We start from the raw sequence: 16,623 nt of genomic DNA on the forward strand, positions 1-16,623 counted from the left end.
TGGTGCGCGCGGTTCCCCGCAACTCGCCGGGAGAGCGGGGGAACCGGAGGTGCGGTGCGCGGCGTCGTAGTCGTGATCCGGAACCGCTGGGGGTGCTCCGGATCGGGCCGTGCGCTCGCCGGGTGGCGGTGCGCACGGCCCACCGGCTCACTTCGCCTTGGCCATGCCCAGCACGTCCAGCGCGGTGTCCAGCTGCTCGAGGGTGAGCTTGCCGGAGTCGACGTGGCCGCGTTCGAGGACGACCTCGCGGATGGTGCGGCGCTCCTTGAGGGCCTGCTTCGCGATCGACGCGGCTTCCTCGTAGCCGATGAAGCGGTTCAGCGGCGTGACGATCGACGGCGAACCCTCGGCGTACTCGCGGGCGCGCTCGACGTTGGCCTCGACCCCGGCGAACACCTTGTCGGCGAGCAGCCGGGACACGGCGGCGAGCAGCCGCGCGGATTCGAGCACGTTGCGGGCGATCACCGGCAGGTTCACGTTGAGCTGGAAGTTGCCCTGCGCGCCGGCGAACGCGACGGCCGCGTCGTTGCCGATGACCTGCGCGACGACCTGGAGGGTGGCCTCCGGGATCACCGGGTTCACCTTGCCCGGCATGATCGAGGAGCCGGGCTGCAGGTCGGGCAGCGCCAGTTCGGCGAGGCCGGTGCGCGGGCCGGACCCGAGCCAGCGCACGTCGTTGGCGATCTTGTTCAGGCTCACCGCGACGGTGCGCAGGTGCCCGGAGGTCTCGACGACGCCGTCCTGGGTGGCCTGCGCCTCGAAGTGGTCGCGGGCCTCGGTCAGCGGCAGCCCGGTGACGCGGGCGAGCTCGGCGGCGACGGCCGCGCCGAAGCCGTCCGGTGCGTTCAGCCCGGAGCCGACGGCGGTCCCGCCGATGGGCAGCTCGCCGAGCCGGTCGAGCCCGGAGCGCAGCCGCTCCACGCCGAAGCGGACCTGCGAGGCCCACGCACCGGCCTCCTGGGCGAGGGTGATCGGCACCGCGTCCATCAGGTGGGTGCGCCCGGACTTGACGACCTCGGTCCACTCGGCGGCGCGGCCCTCGACGACCCCCGCCAGGTGCTCCAGCGCGGGGATGACGTCGGCGAGCACGGCCTCGGTGGCGGCCACGTGGATCGTGGTGGGGAACGTGTCGTTCGAGGACTGCGAGGCGTTGACGTGGTCGTTCGGGTGCACGTCGCGGCCGAGTCCGCGGGTCGCCAGGGTGGCGATGACCTCGTTGGCGTTCATGTTCGACGACGTGCCGGAGCCGGTCTGGAACACGTCGATCGGGAAGTGCGCGTCGTGGTGGCCCTCGGCGACCTCGTCGGCGGCGGTGGCGATGGCCTCGGCCATGTCGGCCTCGAGGATGCCGAGCCTGCCGTTGACCCGCGCGGTGGCGGCCTTGAGCAGCCCGAGGGCGCGGATCTGCGCGCGCTCCAGCCCGCGGCCGGAGATCGGGAAGTTCTCCACGGCGCGCTGCGTCTGCGCGCGGTACAGGGCGTCGGCGGGAACCCTGACCTCGCCCATGGTGTCGTGTTCGATCCGGTAGTCCTGTTCAGCCATGACCGAAGTGTCCACCGCGCGAGCGGGGCCGGTCAGTATGGGGCGGCCCACTTCCGGGTCGTCCGGCCGGTGCTGGACCGAGAAAGGTGACGGAGATCGTCATCGGGCCGGGCACTTCCGCCCGGGTCTAGGCTCGGGTGTGATCCGCGTTGCACCGGGGCGAGCGGGGTGGGGCATGGCCGAGCACGAGGTCGATCTGCTGGTCGTCGGCGCGGGGCCCGCGGGCCTGTTCGCGGCGTACTACGCGGGGTTCCGCGGCCTGTCGGTGGCGGTGGTGGATTCGCTGCCGGAGCCGGGCGGGCAGGTGACCGCGATGTACCCGGAGAAGCTGATCTTCGACGTGCCGGGGTTCCCCGCGGTGCGCGGCCGCGACCTGGTGGCGGCGCTGGTGGCGCAGGCCGCGCCGCGCGAACCCCGCTACCTGCTGGGCAGGGACGCCACCGAGTTGTCCGAAGTGGACGGTGAGCTGCGGGTGCTGGCCGGCGCGGACCCGGTGCGCGCGCGAGCGCTGCTGATCACCGCGGGCATCGGCGAGTTCACGCCGCGGCCGCTGCCCGCGGGCGGGGACTGGCTGGGCAGGGGAGTGGTGCACTTCGTGCCGGACCTGGCCGTGCACCGCGGGCAGGACGTGGTGGTGGTCGGCGGCGGGGATTCGGCGTTCGACTGGGCGCTGGCGCTGCACCCGATCGCGCGCAACGTGACCCTCGTGCACCGCCGGTCGCGGTTCCGCGCGCACCCCGGCTTGGTGCGGGAGGTCGCCTCGCTCGGCGTCGAGATCATCACCGAGGCGCAGGTGGTGGCGGTGCGCGGGGACGCCGAGGGGGTGCACGAGGTGGAGCTGTCCGTCGGCGAGCGGCGGCGGGTGCTGCCCGCGCGGACCGTGGTCGCCGCGCTCGGGTTCACCGCCTCGCTGGGGCCGATCGAATCCTGGGGGCTGGAGCTGGCCGGGCGCTCGATCCGGGTGGACAGCACGATGCGCACCAACCGGGACCGGGTGTACGCGGCGGGCGACGTGGCCACCTACCCGGGGAAGGTGAAGCTGATCGCCACCGGTTTCGGCGAGGCGGCCACCGCGGTCAACAACATCGCGGTCGCCCTCGACCCGGCCGCCCACCTCTTCCCCGGCCACTCCTCCGACCGGTCCTGAACGTGGAACGGCCGCCCTCCCCAGGGGGAAGGCGGCCGGTCAGGGGGTGCCGATCAGGCGGCGGTGTTCTCCTCGACCCAGCTGGACAGGGCCGACACGTCGGTGTAGATCGACGGGCCGGTCGCGCAGTTCGAGTCGTTGTTGCCCGCGCGGCTGGTCGCACCGATCAGCTCCCAGGAGCCCTGGGTGCCCTTGATCTGCGGGCCGCCGGAGTCGCCGTAGCAGGCGCCGGAGTCGCCACCGGGGTTGGAGGTGCAGATCTCGGTCTCGCCCTCGATGCTCGAGCAGTCGGCGTCGTCGACGATCGCGGTGTCCAGCTCCTGCAGCGTGTCGGGGGCCTCGCCGCCCGGCGCCGGGCTGGTCTGGCCCCAGCCGATGATGCGGGTCTCGGTGCCGGTCGCGCCCGACTCGGAGGCGATGGAGATCGGCTGCGCGGAGACAGCCTTGTCCAGCTTGATCACCGCGATGTCCGCGGAGTCGTGCACCTTGATGTCGCTGATCCCGGCCTCTTCGCCACCGGAGGCGTGCTCCAGGCTGCCGACGCGCACGGACAGGTCTTCCGGCTGGCTGCCCTGGACGCAGTGCGCGGCGGTGACCGCCCAGTCCTCCTTGATCAGCGAAGCGCCGCAGATGTGCCCGCCGCCGGACTGCAGCGACACCATGAAGGAGTAGGTCTCGGTGGCGTCGTGCCCGCCCACGACCATGGGCGTGGGGTCCTGGGCCGCGGAAGCGGGCGTGGCCAGCGCGAGCGCGGCGCCGGCGGCGAGCACTCCGGTGAGCAGGGAGCGTGTGCGCATGGGGGACGAGTCCTTCCGTGTGCCCGGTCCTGGTGCGGCCGGGGTGGTGCTCGGTCCGGTGCGGCGGGCCGAGTGACCACTGACGGTAAGGATCTTCACTCCTCCGAGGCACCCACTTAGGTGGGTGTTCGCGTCGCTCCAACGACGGTACCCACACGGCCGAACGGGGCTCCGGTGCAGGTCAACGCGGCCCGAATGGCCGATTCGGGGAAATACCGGGAAAAACAGCTCGCGCCCGGAAACGCGGAACCGCCCGCCCCGGCGTGCGCGGGACGGGCGGTCCGGGTCGTGCGATCAGGGGAGCAGGCCGTGCCTGCCGCCTTCGGTGCCGCCCAGGTCCACGTCCGAGTACTCGCTCAGCTTGGACAGCTTGTGCAGGCCGTCGATGACCCGCACCGTGCCCGACTTCGACCGCATCACGATCGACTGGGTGCTGCACCGGTTCGCCCGGTAGTGCACGCCCTTGAGCAGCGCGCCATCGGTGATGCCGGTGGCGCAGAAGAACACGTTGTCCCCGCGCACCAGGTCCGAGGTGGTCAGCACCTGCTCCACGTCGTGCCCGGCGTCGATCGCCTTCTGCCGCTCCGCGTCGTCCTTCGGCCACAGCCGGGTCTGGATCTCCCCGTCCATGCACTTGAGCGCGGCCGCGGTGATGATGCCCTCGGGCGTGCCGCCGATGCCGATGAGCATGTCCACGCCGCTGTCCGGGCGGGCCGCGGCGATCGCCCCGGCCACGTCGCCGTCGGAGATGAACTGGATGCGGGCGCCCGCCTCGCGGACCTCGCGGACCAGGTCCTCGTGCCGCGGCCGGTCCAGGATGCAGACCGTCACGTCGGAGACGTCGATGTGCTTGGCCTTCGCGACGCGGCGGATGTTCTCCGCGGTCGGCGCGTTCAGGTCCACGACCCCGGCGGCCTCCGGGCCGACGGCGAGCTTCTCCATGTAGAACACCGCGGACGGGTCGAACATGGCACCGCGTTCGGCGACGGCGAGCACGGCCAGCGCGTTCGGCATGCCCTTGCTCAGCAGCGTCGTGCCGTCGATCGGGTCGACGGCGACGTCCACCTCGGGGCCTTCGCCGTTGCCGACCTCCTCGCCGTTGAACAGCATCGGCGCTTCGTCCTTCTCGCCTTCGCCGATGACGACGACGCCCTGCATCGAGACGGTGCCGATCAGCTTGCGCATGGCATCCACCGCGGCTCCGTCACCGGAGTTCTTGTCGCCGCGACCGACCCAGCGGCCCGCGGCCATCGCCGCGGCCTCGGTGACCCGGACCAGTTCCATGGCCAGGTTGCGGTCGGGCGCCTCGTGGCGACCCTGCGTGGTGGACGTGCTCATCGCGCCTCCCGGTATGGCGAGCTGACTCCATCGGCAGCACGCGCCGGCTCCGCGCGCCCTGCTCGTCGGATCTTCGCAGATCGCGCGGCACGGAGCCGGGGCACGTGGGCGAGCCCACTACCGATCTTCGCCGGGCTCCTCCACGGCGGCGAGGGCGCGGTCGACGCGTTCCCGCGCGCCCGCGAGGTGCCGCTCGCACACGGCCGCGAGCGCTTCGCCGCGTTCCCACAGCGACAGCGAGTCCTCCAGGGGCAGGCCGCCCGCTTCGAGCCGCTTGACCACGTCGGCGAGTTCGTCCCGCGCCTGCTCGTAGCCCAGTTCGGCGACGTCCGGGTGGTCGGCGACCGGGTCGAAGTGCTCGTCCTGCTCGTTCTTCGTCACGGGGTGGGGCTCTCCAGCTTGCTGGGTACGGACACCACTGCGGTCGCGATGGCCTGGTCGTAGCCGACGAACGCCTCGGCGAACTCGGCGCCGTCGCCTTCCCGGACCGCATCGTTGATGCGCAACTGCGCTTCGGCGACCCTACGTCGGTGTCCGGCTCCGCGGCCGACCCACCACCGGTTGCCCGCGTACTCGGACGTGGCGTCCGCCAGCGCCCGCAGCTTCAGCGGCAGCGTCCGGCGCTCGGTGGAGTCGCAGCCGCCGAGCAGCGCGTTCCAGCAGCGCGCGGCGGCCAGGTCGGCCTCCCGCGCGCACTGCCGGACCTGCTCGGCGTCGTGCAGCTTCGGCGAGCGCGTGACGGCCACCGTCAAGGGGAGGAATGTGGGCTCCTGCTGTCCCCGCACCACTACCTCCCTCGTTCCACTACTCCGTTCCGTCGGGCACCACGGCGTGCACCGCTCCGTCAACGACGCGGACCCGCAAGGTGGTTCCCGCCGGGGCCTGGTCGATCGAGCGCAGCACTCCGTCCGCCCCGTCGGGCTCGACGCGCTGCACGATCGCGTACCCGCGAGCAAGAGTGGCCGCAGGACCGAGGGTCGTCAAGCGAGATCGAGTCGCGGTCATCGCGTGCCCTTCGGCGGTGAGCACGCCGGTGATGGCGCGCCGCGCGCGGTCCCGTCCGATCTGGACCTGTTCTGATCTGCGGTCCAGCGGGCCGTGCGGGTCGGCGAGCGCGGGCCTGCTGCGCAGCGAATCGAGCAGCCTGCGCTCGCGATCCACCCATCCGTGTAGCGCACGTCGCGCGCGGTCCCGGAGCTGGTGCACCCGCTGGGTCTCCTCCGCCATGTCCGGGACGACCCGTTTGCCCGCTCCGGTGGGGGTGGAGCAGCGGATGTCGGCGACGTGGTCCAGCAGCGGCGAGTCCGGTTCGTGCCCGATGGCGCTGACCACCGGCGTGCGGCAGGTCGAGACCGCGCGGCACAGCGCCTCGTCGGAGAACGGCAGCAGGTCCTCGACGCTGCCGCCGCCGCGGGCCAGCACGATCACGTCCACGTCGGGGTCGCGTTCGAGCTCGCCGAGCGCGTCCAGGATCTGCGGCACCGCGGTCGAGCCCTGCACGGCCACGTTGCGGATCTCGAAGCGCACCGACGGCCAGCGCAGCCGCGCGTTGCTGAGCACGTCGTGCTCGGCGGCGGACGCGCGCCCGGTGATGAGACCGACCTTGTTCGGCAGGAACGGCGGCTTCCGCTTGCGGGCCGGGTCGAACAGCCCTTCCGCCTTGAGCAGCTGGCGGAGTCGTTCGATGCGGGCGAGCAGCTCGCCGATGCCGACGGCGCGGATCTCGTCCACCCGCAGGCTCAGCGTCCCGCGGCCGGTGAAGAACGTGGGCTTGCCGTGCACCACGACGCGGCTGCCGTCGGTCAGCGGCGGGTCCTGCTTGCGCAGCAGCGAGGACGCGCAGGTCAGCGTCAGCGACACCTCGGCGGACGGGTCGCGCAGGGTGAGGAAGGAGGTGGCGGCGCCGGGCCGTTGCGAGATCTGCGTGATCTGGCCTTCGACCCAGATGGTGCCGAGCCGGTGGATCCAGTCGGCGATCTTGCGGGCCACGGTGCGCACCGGCCACGGATCTTCCGCGCTGGTCGGCGGTGGGTTGGCGGGGGCGTTCAGGACCGCTCCTTCCACGTCCGGGCATGGCGGCGCGATCATACGGCCGATCCCGGACGGGACGGGGCGGCGCGTCAGTTCTCGGCGCGGAGCCGTTCCAGCCGGTTGCCGAGCATCCGCACGAATTCGGGGCGCTGCTGGTTCCGCCGCTCGTGGTCGAGCATGGCTTCGACCTCGGCCGCGGAGAAGCCGCGCAGCCTGCCGCGGAGCTGCGGCAGGGTGATCTCGTCGTAGCCGGTGAGCACGTCCGCTTCGTCCGCCGCCGCGGGGCCGGGCGCGGGCTCGTCCTCGTCGAAGGTGGCCCATTCCGGCTGGTCCTCGCCGCGGTCCCAGGCGCTGAGGGCTTCGTCGCCGCGGATGGCCAGTTCGGTGATCTGCTGCTGCACCCGCATCGACAGCTGCAGGGCCTGGCTGGCCACGGTCAGCGGCAGCCCGAGCAGCTGGGTGGGCAGCTGCCGGGTCTGCTCGGCGGTGACGGCCGCGAGTCCGGCCGCGACGCGGATCGGCAAGGGGTACGTCGACATGGCCCCAGCCTCCCGCACTCGCGCCGCGGAAACCATCGGCCGGGCGCACGAGCTTCGCCCGGAGGTGCGGGGCGGTTGCGATGTTCGGCGGTACCGCGAGTGCTCCCGGTGGTGGCGCGTCCCCGATCCGGGGCGGGGTGCCGCGTTCCAGGTGTCGACCGGTGGGGTGAGCGGTGACGTTCGGTACCTGCGCGGGAGGTGGCCGCAGGGCTGACCCGTCCGGGAGCGGTCCGTACCCTGGTCGGCATGAGCACCTCGCCGCAGGCAGCCGATCGCCTCGCACAGAGCGACCTTGACCAGGGCACCTCCGACCAGGGCACTCCGGAGGGCGGACGCACCAAGCGCGTCCTGCTCGCCAAACCCCGTGGCTACTGCGCAGGCGTGGACCGCGCGGTCATCACGGTCGAGAAGGCGCTGGACACCTACGGTCCGCCCGTCTACGTCCGCAAGGAGATCGTGCACAACAAGCACGTGGTGGAGACGCTCCAGGACCGCGGCGTGATCTTCGTGGACCAGACCGACGAGGTCCCGGAGGGCGCGCTCGTGGTGTTCTCCGCGCACGGCGTCAGCCCCGCCGTGCACGAGGAGGCGAAGGACCGCAACCTGCGCACCATCGACGCGACCTGCCCGCTGGTCACGAAGGTGCACAAGGAGGTCAACCGGTTCGCCCGCGACGACTACGACATCCTGCTGATCGGCCACGAGGGCCACGAGGAGGTCGAGGGCACCGCCGGTGAGGCGCCGGACCGCGTGCAGCTCGTCGACAAGCCGGAGGACGTGGACAAGGTGCACGTCCGCGACCCCAACAAGGTCGTGTGGCTGTCGCAGACCACGCTCAGCGTCGACGAGACGATGGAGCGGGTCGACCAGATCAAGGAGCGCTTCCCGGATCTGCAGGCGCCGCCGAGCGACGACATCTGCTACGCCACCTCGAACCGCCAGTTCGCGGTGAAGGCGATGGCCGCCGAGTGCGATCTGGTGCTGGTCGTCGGCTCGCAGAACTCCTCGAACTCGAAGCGGCTCGTCGAGGTCGCGCTGCAGGCGGGCGCGCACGACTCGCACCTGATCGACTACGCGAACCAGATCGAGGACTCCTGGCTGGAGGGCGTCGGCACGGTCGGCGTGACCAGCGGTGCCTCGGTGCCGGACGTGCTGGTGATGCAGGTGCTGGAGCACCTCGCCGAGCGCGGCTGGGACGGCGAGGTCGAAGAGGTGACCACCGCCAACGAGAAGATCACCTTCGCGCTGCCGCGGGAACTCCGCAAGGACCTCAAGGAGAACCCGGACGCGCCGAAGGGCGTCCGCTGACCCGACACCGCAGGTGAGCTACCCCCGTCTCCGCGGGGCGGCTCACCTCGGAGCGCCGAAGCGCGAACGGCCCGCTCGACCTGATCGGTCGGCGGGCCGTTCTGCTGCGCGGGGCGCGGCGGATTCAGTCGAAGAAGTCGTCGTCGCGGCGCGGGCGGCGGGGCCTGCGCGCCGGGTCGTCCCGCTTCGGTTCGGGACGTCCGCGCCCGGGCGCGGGCCTGGGGCGGCCTTCGCCACGGCCCTCACCGCGCGGAGCCCGGCCGGGCTGGGAGCTGCGGCCGGGAGTGCCGCCCCGGGCGGGCGGGGTGCCGCGTTCGCCGCGGGCGGGCGGGGTCCCGCGATCGCGCCCGTCGCGCTTGCTCGCGGCGTCGCGGGTGCGGCCGCCCTGCTCGGCGGGGCGGCGGGGCCTGCCGGAGGCGTCGCGGGAGCGGGCGGGGCGCTTCTCGTCATCGGCGGGCCGCTTGCGCGCCGGACGTTCGGCGGCCTCCTTCGGCGGCTTCACCGGCTTGCGCTTCTTGGTGGGCTGGTCGGCCAGGTCCAGCTCGGATTCGGCGTCGTGGCGCTCCAGCCAGAACATCCGGGCGAGCCCGAACGCGAGGCAGATCGCGGTGGTGATCGCCATCATCGGGAAGCCGGCGATGATCGGCTGCACGACCCCCAGCACCTTGCCCATCATCCCGCTGCCGCCTCCGCCGCCGAACAGCAGCACGAGCAGCGGCATGACGACGGTGGCGACCAGCGGCGGCTGCACCATCGGGCCGAACAGGCTCTCCCGCTGCACCAGCGCCACCCCGGCCACGCACCCGACGAGCAGGCCGATCTTGAAGATCAGTCCGGGGGTGCCGCTGATGAGCAGGTCGATCCCGGCGCCGAGCGCGGTGCCGGCCGCGGCGATCAGCACCGCCGCCCATAGCGGGACGCCACGGGTGCGGAAAGCGGACCGTTCTGCCCAGTGTGGGGCGCCGTGGTCGGGAGAGGGTGCGCTCTGGCGCTCGCGAGTGGCGGTCACGAGCACAACCGTAACGGTCAGGAACGGCTGTGGAACGACCTCTCCGGAAGTTGATCGCCGAGCTGCGGGCTTCCCCTTCCTCGTGACCGTCGTGCGGTCGGTCGCGGCCGAATGGCGGCTGGGCGGCCCGCTGGTGGACTGTGAACCTTGACACAGGCAACTGGAAACTCTTAGCGTCCGAGCAATCGTTTTCTCGGGTCCGTGCGGTTGTTCGGAGTGACAGCGGTCGGGTGACGGGGGGAACCATGACAGCGCCACTGGTAGAGCTGACCGGCATCACCAAACGCTACGGCGGTGTCCTGGCGTGCGACGGGATCGATCTGACCGTGCACGAGGGCGAGGTCCACGCGCTGCTGGGGGAGAACGGCGCGGGCAAGTCCACGCTGATGCGCGTGCTCTCCGGCGACATCGCCGACCACGAGGGTTCGATCGCGGTGGACGGCGCCCCGGTGCGCTTCGCGAAGCCCTCGGACGCGCAGCAGGCGGGCATCGCGATGATCCACCAGGAGCTGGACCTGGTCCCCGCGCTGTCGGTCGCCGACAACCTGTACCTGGGCCGGGAACTGCGCCGCGCGGGCGTGGTGGACCGCCGCGCGATGGCGCAGCGCACCCGCGAGCTGCTGTCCCGCACCGGCATCGAACTGGACCCCGCCCGGCCGGTCGGTGAGCTGCGGGTCGGCGAGCAGCAGCTGGTGACGATCGCGCGGGCGCTGTCCCTCGACGCCAAGGTCCTGATCATGGACGAGCCCACTTCGGCGTTGTCCCACTCCGAAGTGGACCGGTTGTTCGCGGTGATCGCGGAGCTGCGCAGGCGCGGCACCGGCATCGTCTACATCTCGCACCGGATGGACGAGATCGGCGCGGTCGCCGACCGGGCCACGGTGCTGCGCAACGGGCGCCGGGTCGCCGAGTTCGACGCCCGCGACCTCACCGCCGAGCAGGCCGCGGAGGCGATGGTGGGCCGCTCGGTGCGCACCCTGTTCCGCACCGCGGACGACCGGCCGCCGGGCGAGGAGCTGCTGTCGGTCGCCGGTTTCCGGGTGCTGCCGCGCCGGTACCGGGTGGGCAGGCGGGACCCGGACGGCATCGACGTGTCGGTGCGCGCGGGCGAGATCGTCGGCCTGTGCGGGCTGCTCGGCGCGGGCCGCACCGAGCTGCTGGAGTCGCTGTTCGGCGCCGGTTCGGCCGGCCGCTGGGAAGGTTCGGTGCGGCTGGGCGGCGAACAGGTGCGCCCGCGCGGGCCGCGCGACGCGCTGCGCCGCGGCATCGCGTTCGTGCCGGAGGACCGCCGCGCCTCGGGCCTGGTGCTGGGGCATTCGGTGCGGGCGAACACGGTGCTGTCGGTGGTGGACCGGCTCGGCGTCGGCGGGCTGGTGCGCGGCCGTGCCGAGGTGGCGGCGACCGAGCGCAGCGTGGACCGGCTGAAGGTGAAGCTGGGCCGCATCGCCGACCCGGTCGGCACCTTGTCCGGCGGGAACCAGCAGAAGGTCGTGTTCGGCCGCATGTTGCTGACCGAACCGCGGCTGCTGCTGCTGGACGAGCCGACGCGCGGCGTGGACATCGGCGCGAAGGCGGAGATCTACGAGCTGCTCGGCGAGATCGCGGCGCGCGGCATCGGGGTGCTGCTGGCGTCCTCGGAGCTGCCGGAGCTGACCGGCGTGTGCCACCGCGTGGTGGTGCTCCGGCACGGCCGCAGCGTCGCCGAGTTCGACACCACCCGGGCCGGTGAAGCCGAATTGTTGGCCGCCGCGATGGGGGAAAAGGTGTCGCCGAAGGGTGGTTCGTCGGCGGTTGAGACGGGGCGCGGCCCCGTCGCCGGGGGAGGAGCGCGATGAGCGAGCAGACGCAGCAGGAGGTCGCACCCGACCCGGCACCCGGCCGGTCCAGGCGGGAGCGCGTCGAGACCCTGTTCCGGTTCCAGAGCTTCTTCGGCCTGGTCGTGGTGTTCCTGGCGGCGATCGCGCTCTCCCCGCGCGGCGACGACGGCCAGATCCTGTTCCTGACCGGCGACAACCTGTTCAACATCGTGCGCGCGGTATCGGAGATCGGGATCATCGCGGTCGGCCTGACGTTCGTGATCCTGATCGGCGGCATCGACCTGTCGGTGGGTTCGGTGCTGGGGCTGGCCGCGGTGGGCTCGGCGGTGCTGCTGGTCAACGACGACTTCGGGGTGCTGGTGGCGGCGCTGCTGGTGCTGCTGATCGGCCTGGTCTTCGGGGTGCTGCAGGGCGCCGCGGTGGCGGTGCTGGGCGTGCAGGCGTTCATCGTGACGCTGGCGGGCTTGAACATCGCGCGTGGTCTGGCCCGGATGTGGTCGGGCGGCGAGACGGTGCAGATCTCCTACGGCGACGGCGCGGGCCAGGCACCGATGCTGTTCTCGCTGCTGGGGGAGCGCACCTTCGGCGGGGTGGTCCCGATCCCGGCGTTGATCTTCGCGGTGGTGGCGGTCGCGGCGATCCTGTTCCTGCGCTACAGCGCCTACTCGCGGCACCTGTACGCGATCGGCGGCAACGAGAAGGCGGCGCGCCTGTCCGGTGTCCCGGGTGAACCGCGTGAAGATCATCGCGTTCGCGCTGTCCGGGTTCTGCGCGGCGCTGGCGGGGATCGTGCACGCGGGCCAGCTGAACGCGGGCAGCCCGAACGACGGTCTCGCCTACGAGCTGGACGGCATCGCGGCGGTGGTGATCGGCGGCACGAGCCTCGCCGGAGGGCGCGGTTCGGTGGTGGGCACGATCGCGGGCGCGCTGCTGCTGGGGATCTTGAACAACATCCTGAGCCTGAACAGCGTCAACACCGACGTGCAGCTGCTGATCAAGGGTCTGGTGATCGTGGCCGCCGCGGCGCTGCAGCGGCTGCGCCCGGCCGCGTGACCGGTCCGTCCCCGATCCACCCGTCCGCTCGAAGCGTCCCTGGTAGTTCCGCGGGAAGGAAGCACCATGCGAAAGACGACGAGGTCCGCGTTCGCAGCAGCCTGCGCCGCGTTGGCGGTGACGGCCGCCGCGTGCGGCACGACGAGCGAGAACAGCGGTGCGGCGAAGCCGCAGGACGCGCGGGCGGCGTGCGGCGGCCCGGACCGCCAGTACACGATCGGCATGAGCCAGGCGAACCTCGCCGAGCCCTACCGCGTGCGGATGGACGACGACATCCGCAAGTTCGCCGCGCAGGTCCCCCAGTTCAAGGACGTGCAGTTCGCCGACGCGGCCAAGGACAACGCCAAGCAGGTCTCGGACGTGGAGTCGTTCCTGACCAAGCAGGTGGACCTGCTGATGATCTCGCCGAACGAGGCGGCGCCGCTGACGGACATCGTGCGCCGGGCCTACAACTCGGGGACGCCGGTGGTCCTGCTGGACCGCAAGGTCAACGGGGAGGCGTTCACCACCTACGTCGGCGTGGACAACGAGGCGATCGGCAGGCAGGCGGGCGAGTACTTCAAGAACGTGCTGTTCCCGGACGGCGGCAAGATCGTGGAGATCAAGGGCCTCTCCGGTTCGACACCGGCGCACGAGCGGCACGACGGCTTCATGCAGGGCATCGCCGGCTCGAAGATCGAGATCATCGGCGATGACGACGGCGGCTGGGAGCGGGCGGAGGGCCAGGAGAAGATGGACGCGCTGCTCAAGGCGCACCCGGACGCGCAGGCCGTGTACGCGCACAACGACCCGATGGCGGAGGGTGCCTACCTGGCCGCGCAGGCCGCGGGCAAGGCGGATCAGCTGAAGTTCGTGGGCATCGACGGGTTGCCGATCGAGGCGGGCGGTATCAAAGCGGTGGAGCAGGGCCGGTTGCAGGCCACGTTCCTGAATCCGACCGGTGGCGAGGAGGCCGTGGAAGCGGCGAAGAAGATCCTGGTCGATTGCGAGCCGACGGAGAAGCTGCAAACCCTTCCCACGGAATTGATCACGAAGGAGAACGCGGGTGAGGTGTACGCCCGGCTGAATCAGGGCTGAGACTTCGAGGGCTACCACATCTCACTTCTGATTCGGTGAAGGTGCAGGTCGCGCGCTAGGGCGAAAGTGGCCCTGGCGTGCGACTTTTTCTTTAGCAAAGCGAGACGTCGCCGAAAAGAAATCAAATCCACCTGGTTGGTGGTATTGATCTCCACGCAGTCCCGGTGACCATCTTAATGAGTGAATTTCGGAGTCCGTATTCTCGTTGTTCCGCGATGTCCCTTGGAGCCGGTGCGACCTCTTCCTACGCTGCGGGTGAAACCGAGCGTGTGATCTTGTGCGCCCCCGTTCGAGGGAACCGACCCATCCGTTCCCGACCGCGCACCACCGTCGTATGACCAGGACAACGCTGTCCATTGTGGATAGTGATGTGGGGAGGGCGAGCTTTGATGAGAGACCGCAGGAGTGATGCGCTGCGCACTGCGAGACGGCTGCCGAGGAAGTTCGGTGCGGTGCTCGGCGTGGCGTCGTTGGCGGCCGCCGCGCTGGTCGCCGACGCGGCCACCCACGGCGCGGCGCGCGCCTCGGCGCAGGGGCAGGAGCAGGCGCGCGCGGCGGGCAAGGGCAGCGTCGGATGGGACACGTTCCGCCAGCCGGGCGGGCTCGCCCAGCTGCGCGGATCGGAGCACACCGGGCAGTTCTCCAGCTTCGCCAGGGACGGCAGCAACGACGACGGGTTCAACGGCACCTACTCCTGCCTGCGGCAGGCCGAGCGCGGCTGCGTCATCGCGGAACGCGCGGGTGCGGGCGAGATCTCCTCGATCTGGTTCACCCGCGAACCGTGGGGCGACGTCACCGGGACCGGGAACATCGTGGTCGAGCTGGACGGCCGCACGGTGCTGGACGCGCCGCTGATCGACGTGGTGAGCGGCCGGGTGGGCGCGCCGTTCGAGTGGCCGCTGGTCGGCAACGGCGATGACGCCGCGGGTGGTGCGGTGATCAAGGTGCCGATGCCGTACCGCGAGTCGATGCGGGTGACGGTGCAGAACAACCCGGACTTCTACCACGTGGACTACCGCTCGTTCGGCGACGCGGAGGGCGTGCGGACCTTCGATCCGGCCGATCCGGCGCAGGACGTGCTGGCGCGGCTGCGCAAGTTCGGCATCGCCGACCCGAAGGGCGTGGACCCGGCGGCGCAGCCGACGCGCCGCGACTTCGGCGTCCCCCCGGGCGCCGCGGCCCCGGTGGCGCAGCTGGACGGGCCGGGCCAGATCAACGAGCTGCGGCTGCGCATTCCGCAGGTCGTGCCGAGCCCGCGGGTGATCGACGACGGTCGCGCGTTCGGCGAAGGCGGCGGCAGCCGGTTCGACGCGGCGGTGCACCCGGCCAACGCGGGCGTGCGCATCGTGCGCCGCTTCGACCCGCAGGTCGCCGACCAGGTGGCGGGCCTCAGCGTGGACGGCGCACCGGCAGGCGAGTGGCGCAGCGGCGCCGCGGAACCCGGCGGCTGGGGCGTGCAGGCGATCGACGTGCCCCCGGAGCTGACGGCCGGGAAGTCCTCGATCGAGGTGGCGAACCGCTTCACGTCCTCCTCGCTGGACGTCAACGAGTTCCGCTACGACGTGCAGAGCCTCGTCGGCGGCGAATGGGTGCGCACCGACGTGCTCGACGTCGGGCCGGGCCATCCCGGCGAGGAGGCCGCGCACGGCTACCGCATCGACAACGCGGTGTTCGCCAGGGAGAAGCTGGTGGGTCGCTACGGCTTCAGCCCCGAGGAGGTCACCGCCTCCGAGCACGTGCTGGAGTCGGCGCGGCTGCGCATCACCTTCGACGGCCAGACCACCGTGGACGCTCCGATCGGCGAGTTCTTCGGCTCCGGCCTGGGCGAGCACGACGTGCGCAGCATGATGAGTTCCATCGACCCGGGCGACGGCGGCTGGTACACCGCCTGGTGGCCGATGCCGTTCGACCGCAGCGCCACCGTGGAGATCGTCAACGGCGGCGGCGTCCCGATCGACGGCATGACCGCCGAGGTCTCCGTGGCACCGCGCGAGGCCGACGAGAACGCCGGCTACTTCCACGCCACCCACCACCGCGGCCGGACCGTGGACGGCGAGGACTGGAACTTCCTGGACGCGGACGGTTCGGGCACGTTCTACGGGGTCACGCACACCATGCGCGGCCTGATCCCGCCGAACGCGACGGCGACGCACCGCAACCAGCCGCTGTCCCTGCCGGAGACGAACGCGGCGGCGAACCAGCGCAACTACCTGGAGGGCGACGAGCGCTTCTACGTCAACGGCGAACGCAGCCCCGCCTGGTACGGCACCGGCAGCGAGGACTACTACGAGTCGGGCTGGTACTTCCGGGACGGCACCACGTTCTCGATGCCGCTGGCGGGCAACCCGGCGCACGAGCTGAACGGGGACGGCTGCCAGTACGACTGCACCGGTGCCTACCGGTTGCAGGTGCCGGACGCGGTGCCGTTCAACGACGGCCTGGTCGCGGGCATCGAGCACGGTCCGGACAACGACGAGCCGGGCGACTACAGCTCCACCGCCTACTGGTACGGCGGGCGGCCCGCGTCGCAGGAGGAAGTGGACCGGATCGACGTGTCCGACGAGGGCAGCCGGGACGAGCACGGCTACCGGGCCGAGGGCGAGGTGGTGAACCCGCTGGACTCCCGCTTCGAAGGCACCGACGAGCAGCGCAGCGCGCCGGTGGCGGCCGCGACCGGGCCGGTGGGCTTCGACGTGCAGCTCGGCGAGGACAACCAGGGCGCCCGGCTGCGCCGCATCGGTGATCAGGCGCAGGCCTACCAGCAGGTGGAGGTCCGGGTCGACGGCGAAGCGGCGGGCACCTGGCTGCAGCCGCTGGGCAACGAGTCGCACCGCTGGCTGGAGGACGGGTTCGAACTGCCGGTGGCGTTGACCGAGGGCAAGGAGTCGGTGCGCGTGGAACTCATCCCGGTGCAGGGTGCTCCGGCCTGGACCGCCTCCGAGTACTCGGTGGTCGCGTTCTGATC

At 71.7% G+C, this 16,623-nt stretch carries 13 protein-coding genes and 1 pseudogene; 6 read left to right on the plus strand and 8 right to left on the minus strand.

Annotated elements, in window-relative coordinates; translation table 11 throughout:
* Positions 1-147 precede the first annotated feature (147 nt).
* Complete coding sequence (locus tag ABZ805_RS20770; protein WP_358442664.1) at positions 148-1,542, minus strand: class II fumarate hydratase; 1,395 nt, start codon at positions 1,540-1,542, stop codon at positions 148-150.
* Between the two features lie 175 nt (positions 1,543-1,717).
* Here ABZ805_RS20770 and ABZ805_RS20775 point away from each other — a divergent pair, with 175 nt between their 5' ends.
* Positions 1,718-2,689, plus strand: coding sequence for an NAD(P)/FAD-dependent oxidoreductase (locus ABZ805_RS20775; protein WP_358442666.1), 972 nt, complete (start codon positions 1,718-1,720; stop codon positions 2,687-2,689).
* 53 nt (positions 2,690-2,742) lie between these two features.
* Here the strand turns inward: ABZ805_RS20775 and ABZ805_RS20780 are convergent, their stop codons facing one another.
* The 6 genes from ABZ805_RS20780 to ABZ805_RS20805 form a co-directional block, all read right to left on the minus strand.
* Positions 2,743-3,486 (minus strand): serine protease, encoded by a 744-nt coding sequence (locus ABZ805_RS20780; RefSeq protein WP_358442669.1) that lies wholly within the window; start codon positions 3,484-3,486, stop codon positions 2,743-2,745.
* A 294-nt stretch (positions 3,487-3,780) separates the two neighbouring features.
* Positions 3,781-4,824: a class II fructose-bisphosphatase gene (glpX, locus tag ABZ805_RS20785; protein WP_358442671.1), complete on the minus strand. Its 1,044-nt coding sequence runs from the start codon at positions 4,822-4,824 to the stop codon at positions 3,781-3,783.
* 117 nt (positions 4,825-4,941) lie between these two features.
* Entirely contained in the window at positions 4,942-5,205 is a 264-nt protein-coding gene (locus tag ABZ805_RS20790; protein WP_358442674.1) for an exodeoxyribonuclease VII small subunit, read from the minus strand.
* Positions 5,202-5,576 carry a hypothetical protein gene (locus tag ABZ805_RS20795; RefSeq protein ID WP_358442677.1) on the minus strand — a complete coding sequence of 125 codons (375 nt, stop codon included), beginning with the start codon at positions 5,574-5,576 and terminating at the stop codon, positions 5,202-5,204. The genes ABZ805_RS20790 and ABZ805_RS20795 overlap by 4 nt, the downstream gene beginning before the upstream one ends.
* 52 nt (positions 5,577-5,628) lie before the next feature.
* Positions 5,629-6,822 carry an exodeoxyribonuclease VII large subunit gene (gene xseA, locus ABZ805_RS20800; protein ID WP_358442680.1) on the minus strand — a complete coding sequence of 398 codons (1,194 nt, stop codon included), beginning with the start codon at positions 6,820-6,822 and terminating at the stop codon, positions 5,629-5,631.
* A gap of 122 nt (positions 6,823-6,944) precedes the next feature.
* Positions 6,945-7,394, minus strand: a complete 450-nt coding sequence (locus tag ABZ805_RS20805) for a lipid droplet-associated protein (protein ID WP_358442682.1) — start codon at positions 7,392-7,394, stop codon at positions 6,945-6,947.
* Between the two features lie 246 nt (positions 7,395-7,640).
* On the opposite strand from ABZ805_RS20805, the gene ABZ805_RS20810 reads away from it, so the two are divergent.
* Positions 7,641-8,702, plus strand: a complete 1,062-nt coding sequence (locus ABZ805_RS20810) for a 4-hydroxy-3-methylbut-2-enyl diphosphate reductase (RefSeq protein ID WP_358442685.1) — start codon at positions 7,641-7,643, stop codon at positions 8,700-8,702.
* Between the two features lie 124 nt (positions 8,703-8,826).
* Here the strand turns inward: ABZ805_RS20810 and ABZ805_RS20815 are convergent, their stop codons facing one another.
* Positions 8,827-9,969 (minus strand): DUF6542 domain-containing protein, encoded by a 1,143-nt coding sequence (locus ABZ805_RS20815; RefSeq protein WP_358442688.1) that lies wholly within the window; start codon positions 9,967-9,969, stop codon positions 8,827-8,829.
* Between ABZ805_RS20815 and ABZ805_RS20820 the strand changes: the two genes are divergently transcribed.
* The 4 genes and pseudogenes from ABZ805_RS20820 (at position 9,957) to ABZ805_RS20835 (ending at position 16,621) form a co-directional block, all read left to right on the plus strand.
* Positions 9,957-11,546, plus strand: coding sequence for a sugar ABC transporter ATP-binding protein (locus tag ABZ805_RS20820; protein WP_358442690.1), 1,590 nt, complete (start codon positions 9,957-9,959; stop codon positions 11,544-11,546). The two genes, ABZ805_RS20815 and ABZ805_RS20820, sit on opposite strands and share 13 nt — an antisense overlap.
* Positions 11,543-12,581, plus strand: a pseudogene (locus ABZ805_RS20825) (ABC transporter permease). The gene ABZ805_RS20820 and the pseudogene ABZ805_RS20825 overlap by 4 nt, the downstream one beginning before the upstream one ends.
* A 66-nt stretch (positions 12,582-12,647) precedes the next feature.
* Positions 12,648-13,658: a substrate-binding domain-containing protein gene (locus tag ABZ805_RS20830; protein WP_358442693.1), complete on the plus strand. Its 1,011-nt coding sequence runs from the start codon at positions 12,648-12,650 to the stop codon at positions 13,656-13,658.
* A gap of 389 nt (positions 13,659-14,047) precedes the next feature.
* The gene (locus ABZ805_RS20835; RefSeq protein WP_358442696.1) at positions 14,048-16,621 is read left to right on the plus strand and encodes a glycoside hydrolase family 172 protein; all 2,574 of its coding nucleotides are present in this window, start codon (positions 14,048-14,050) and stop codon (positions 16,619-16,621) included.
* Positions 16,622-16,623 lie beyond the last annotated feature (2 nt).

The organism is Saccharopolyspora sp. NPDC047091 (genome assembly GCF_040643635.1).
GTDB lineage: Bacteria > Actinomycetota > Actinomycetes > Mycobacteriales > Pseudonocardiaceae > Saccharopolyspora_C.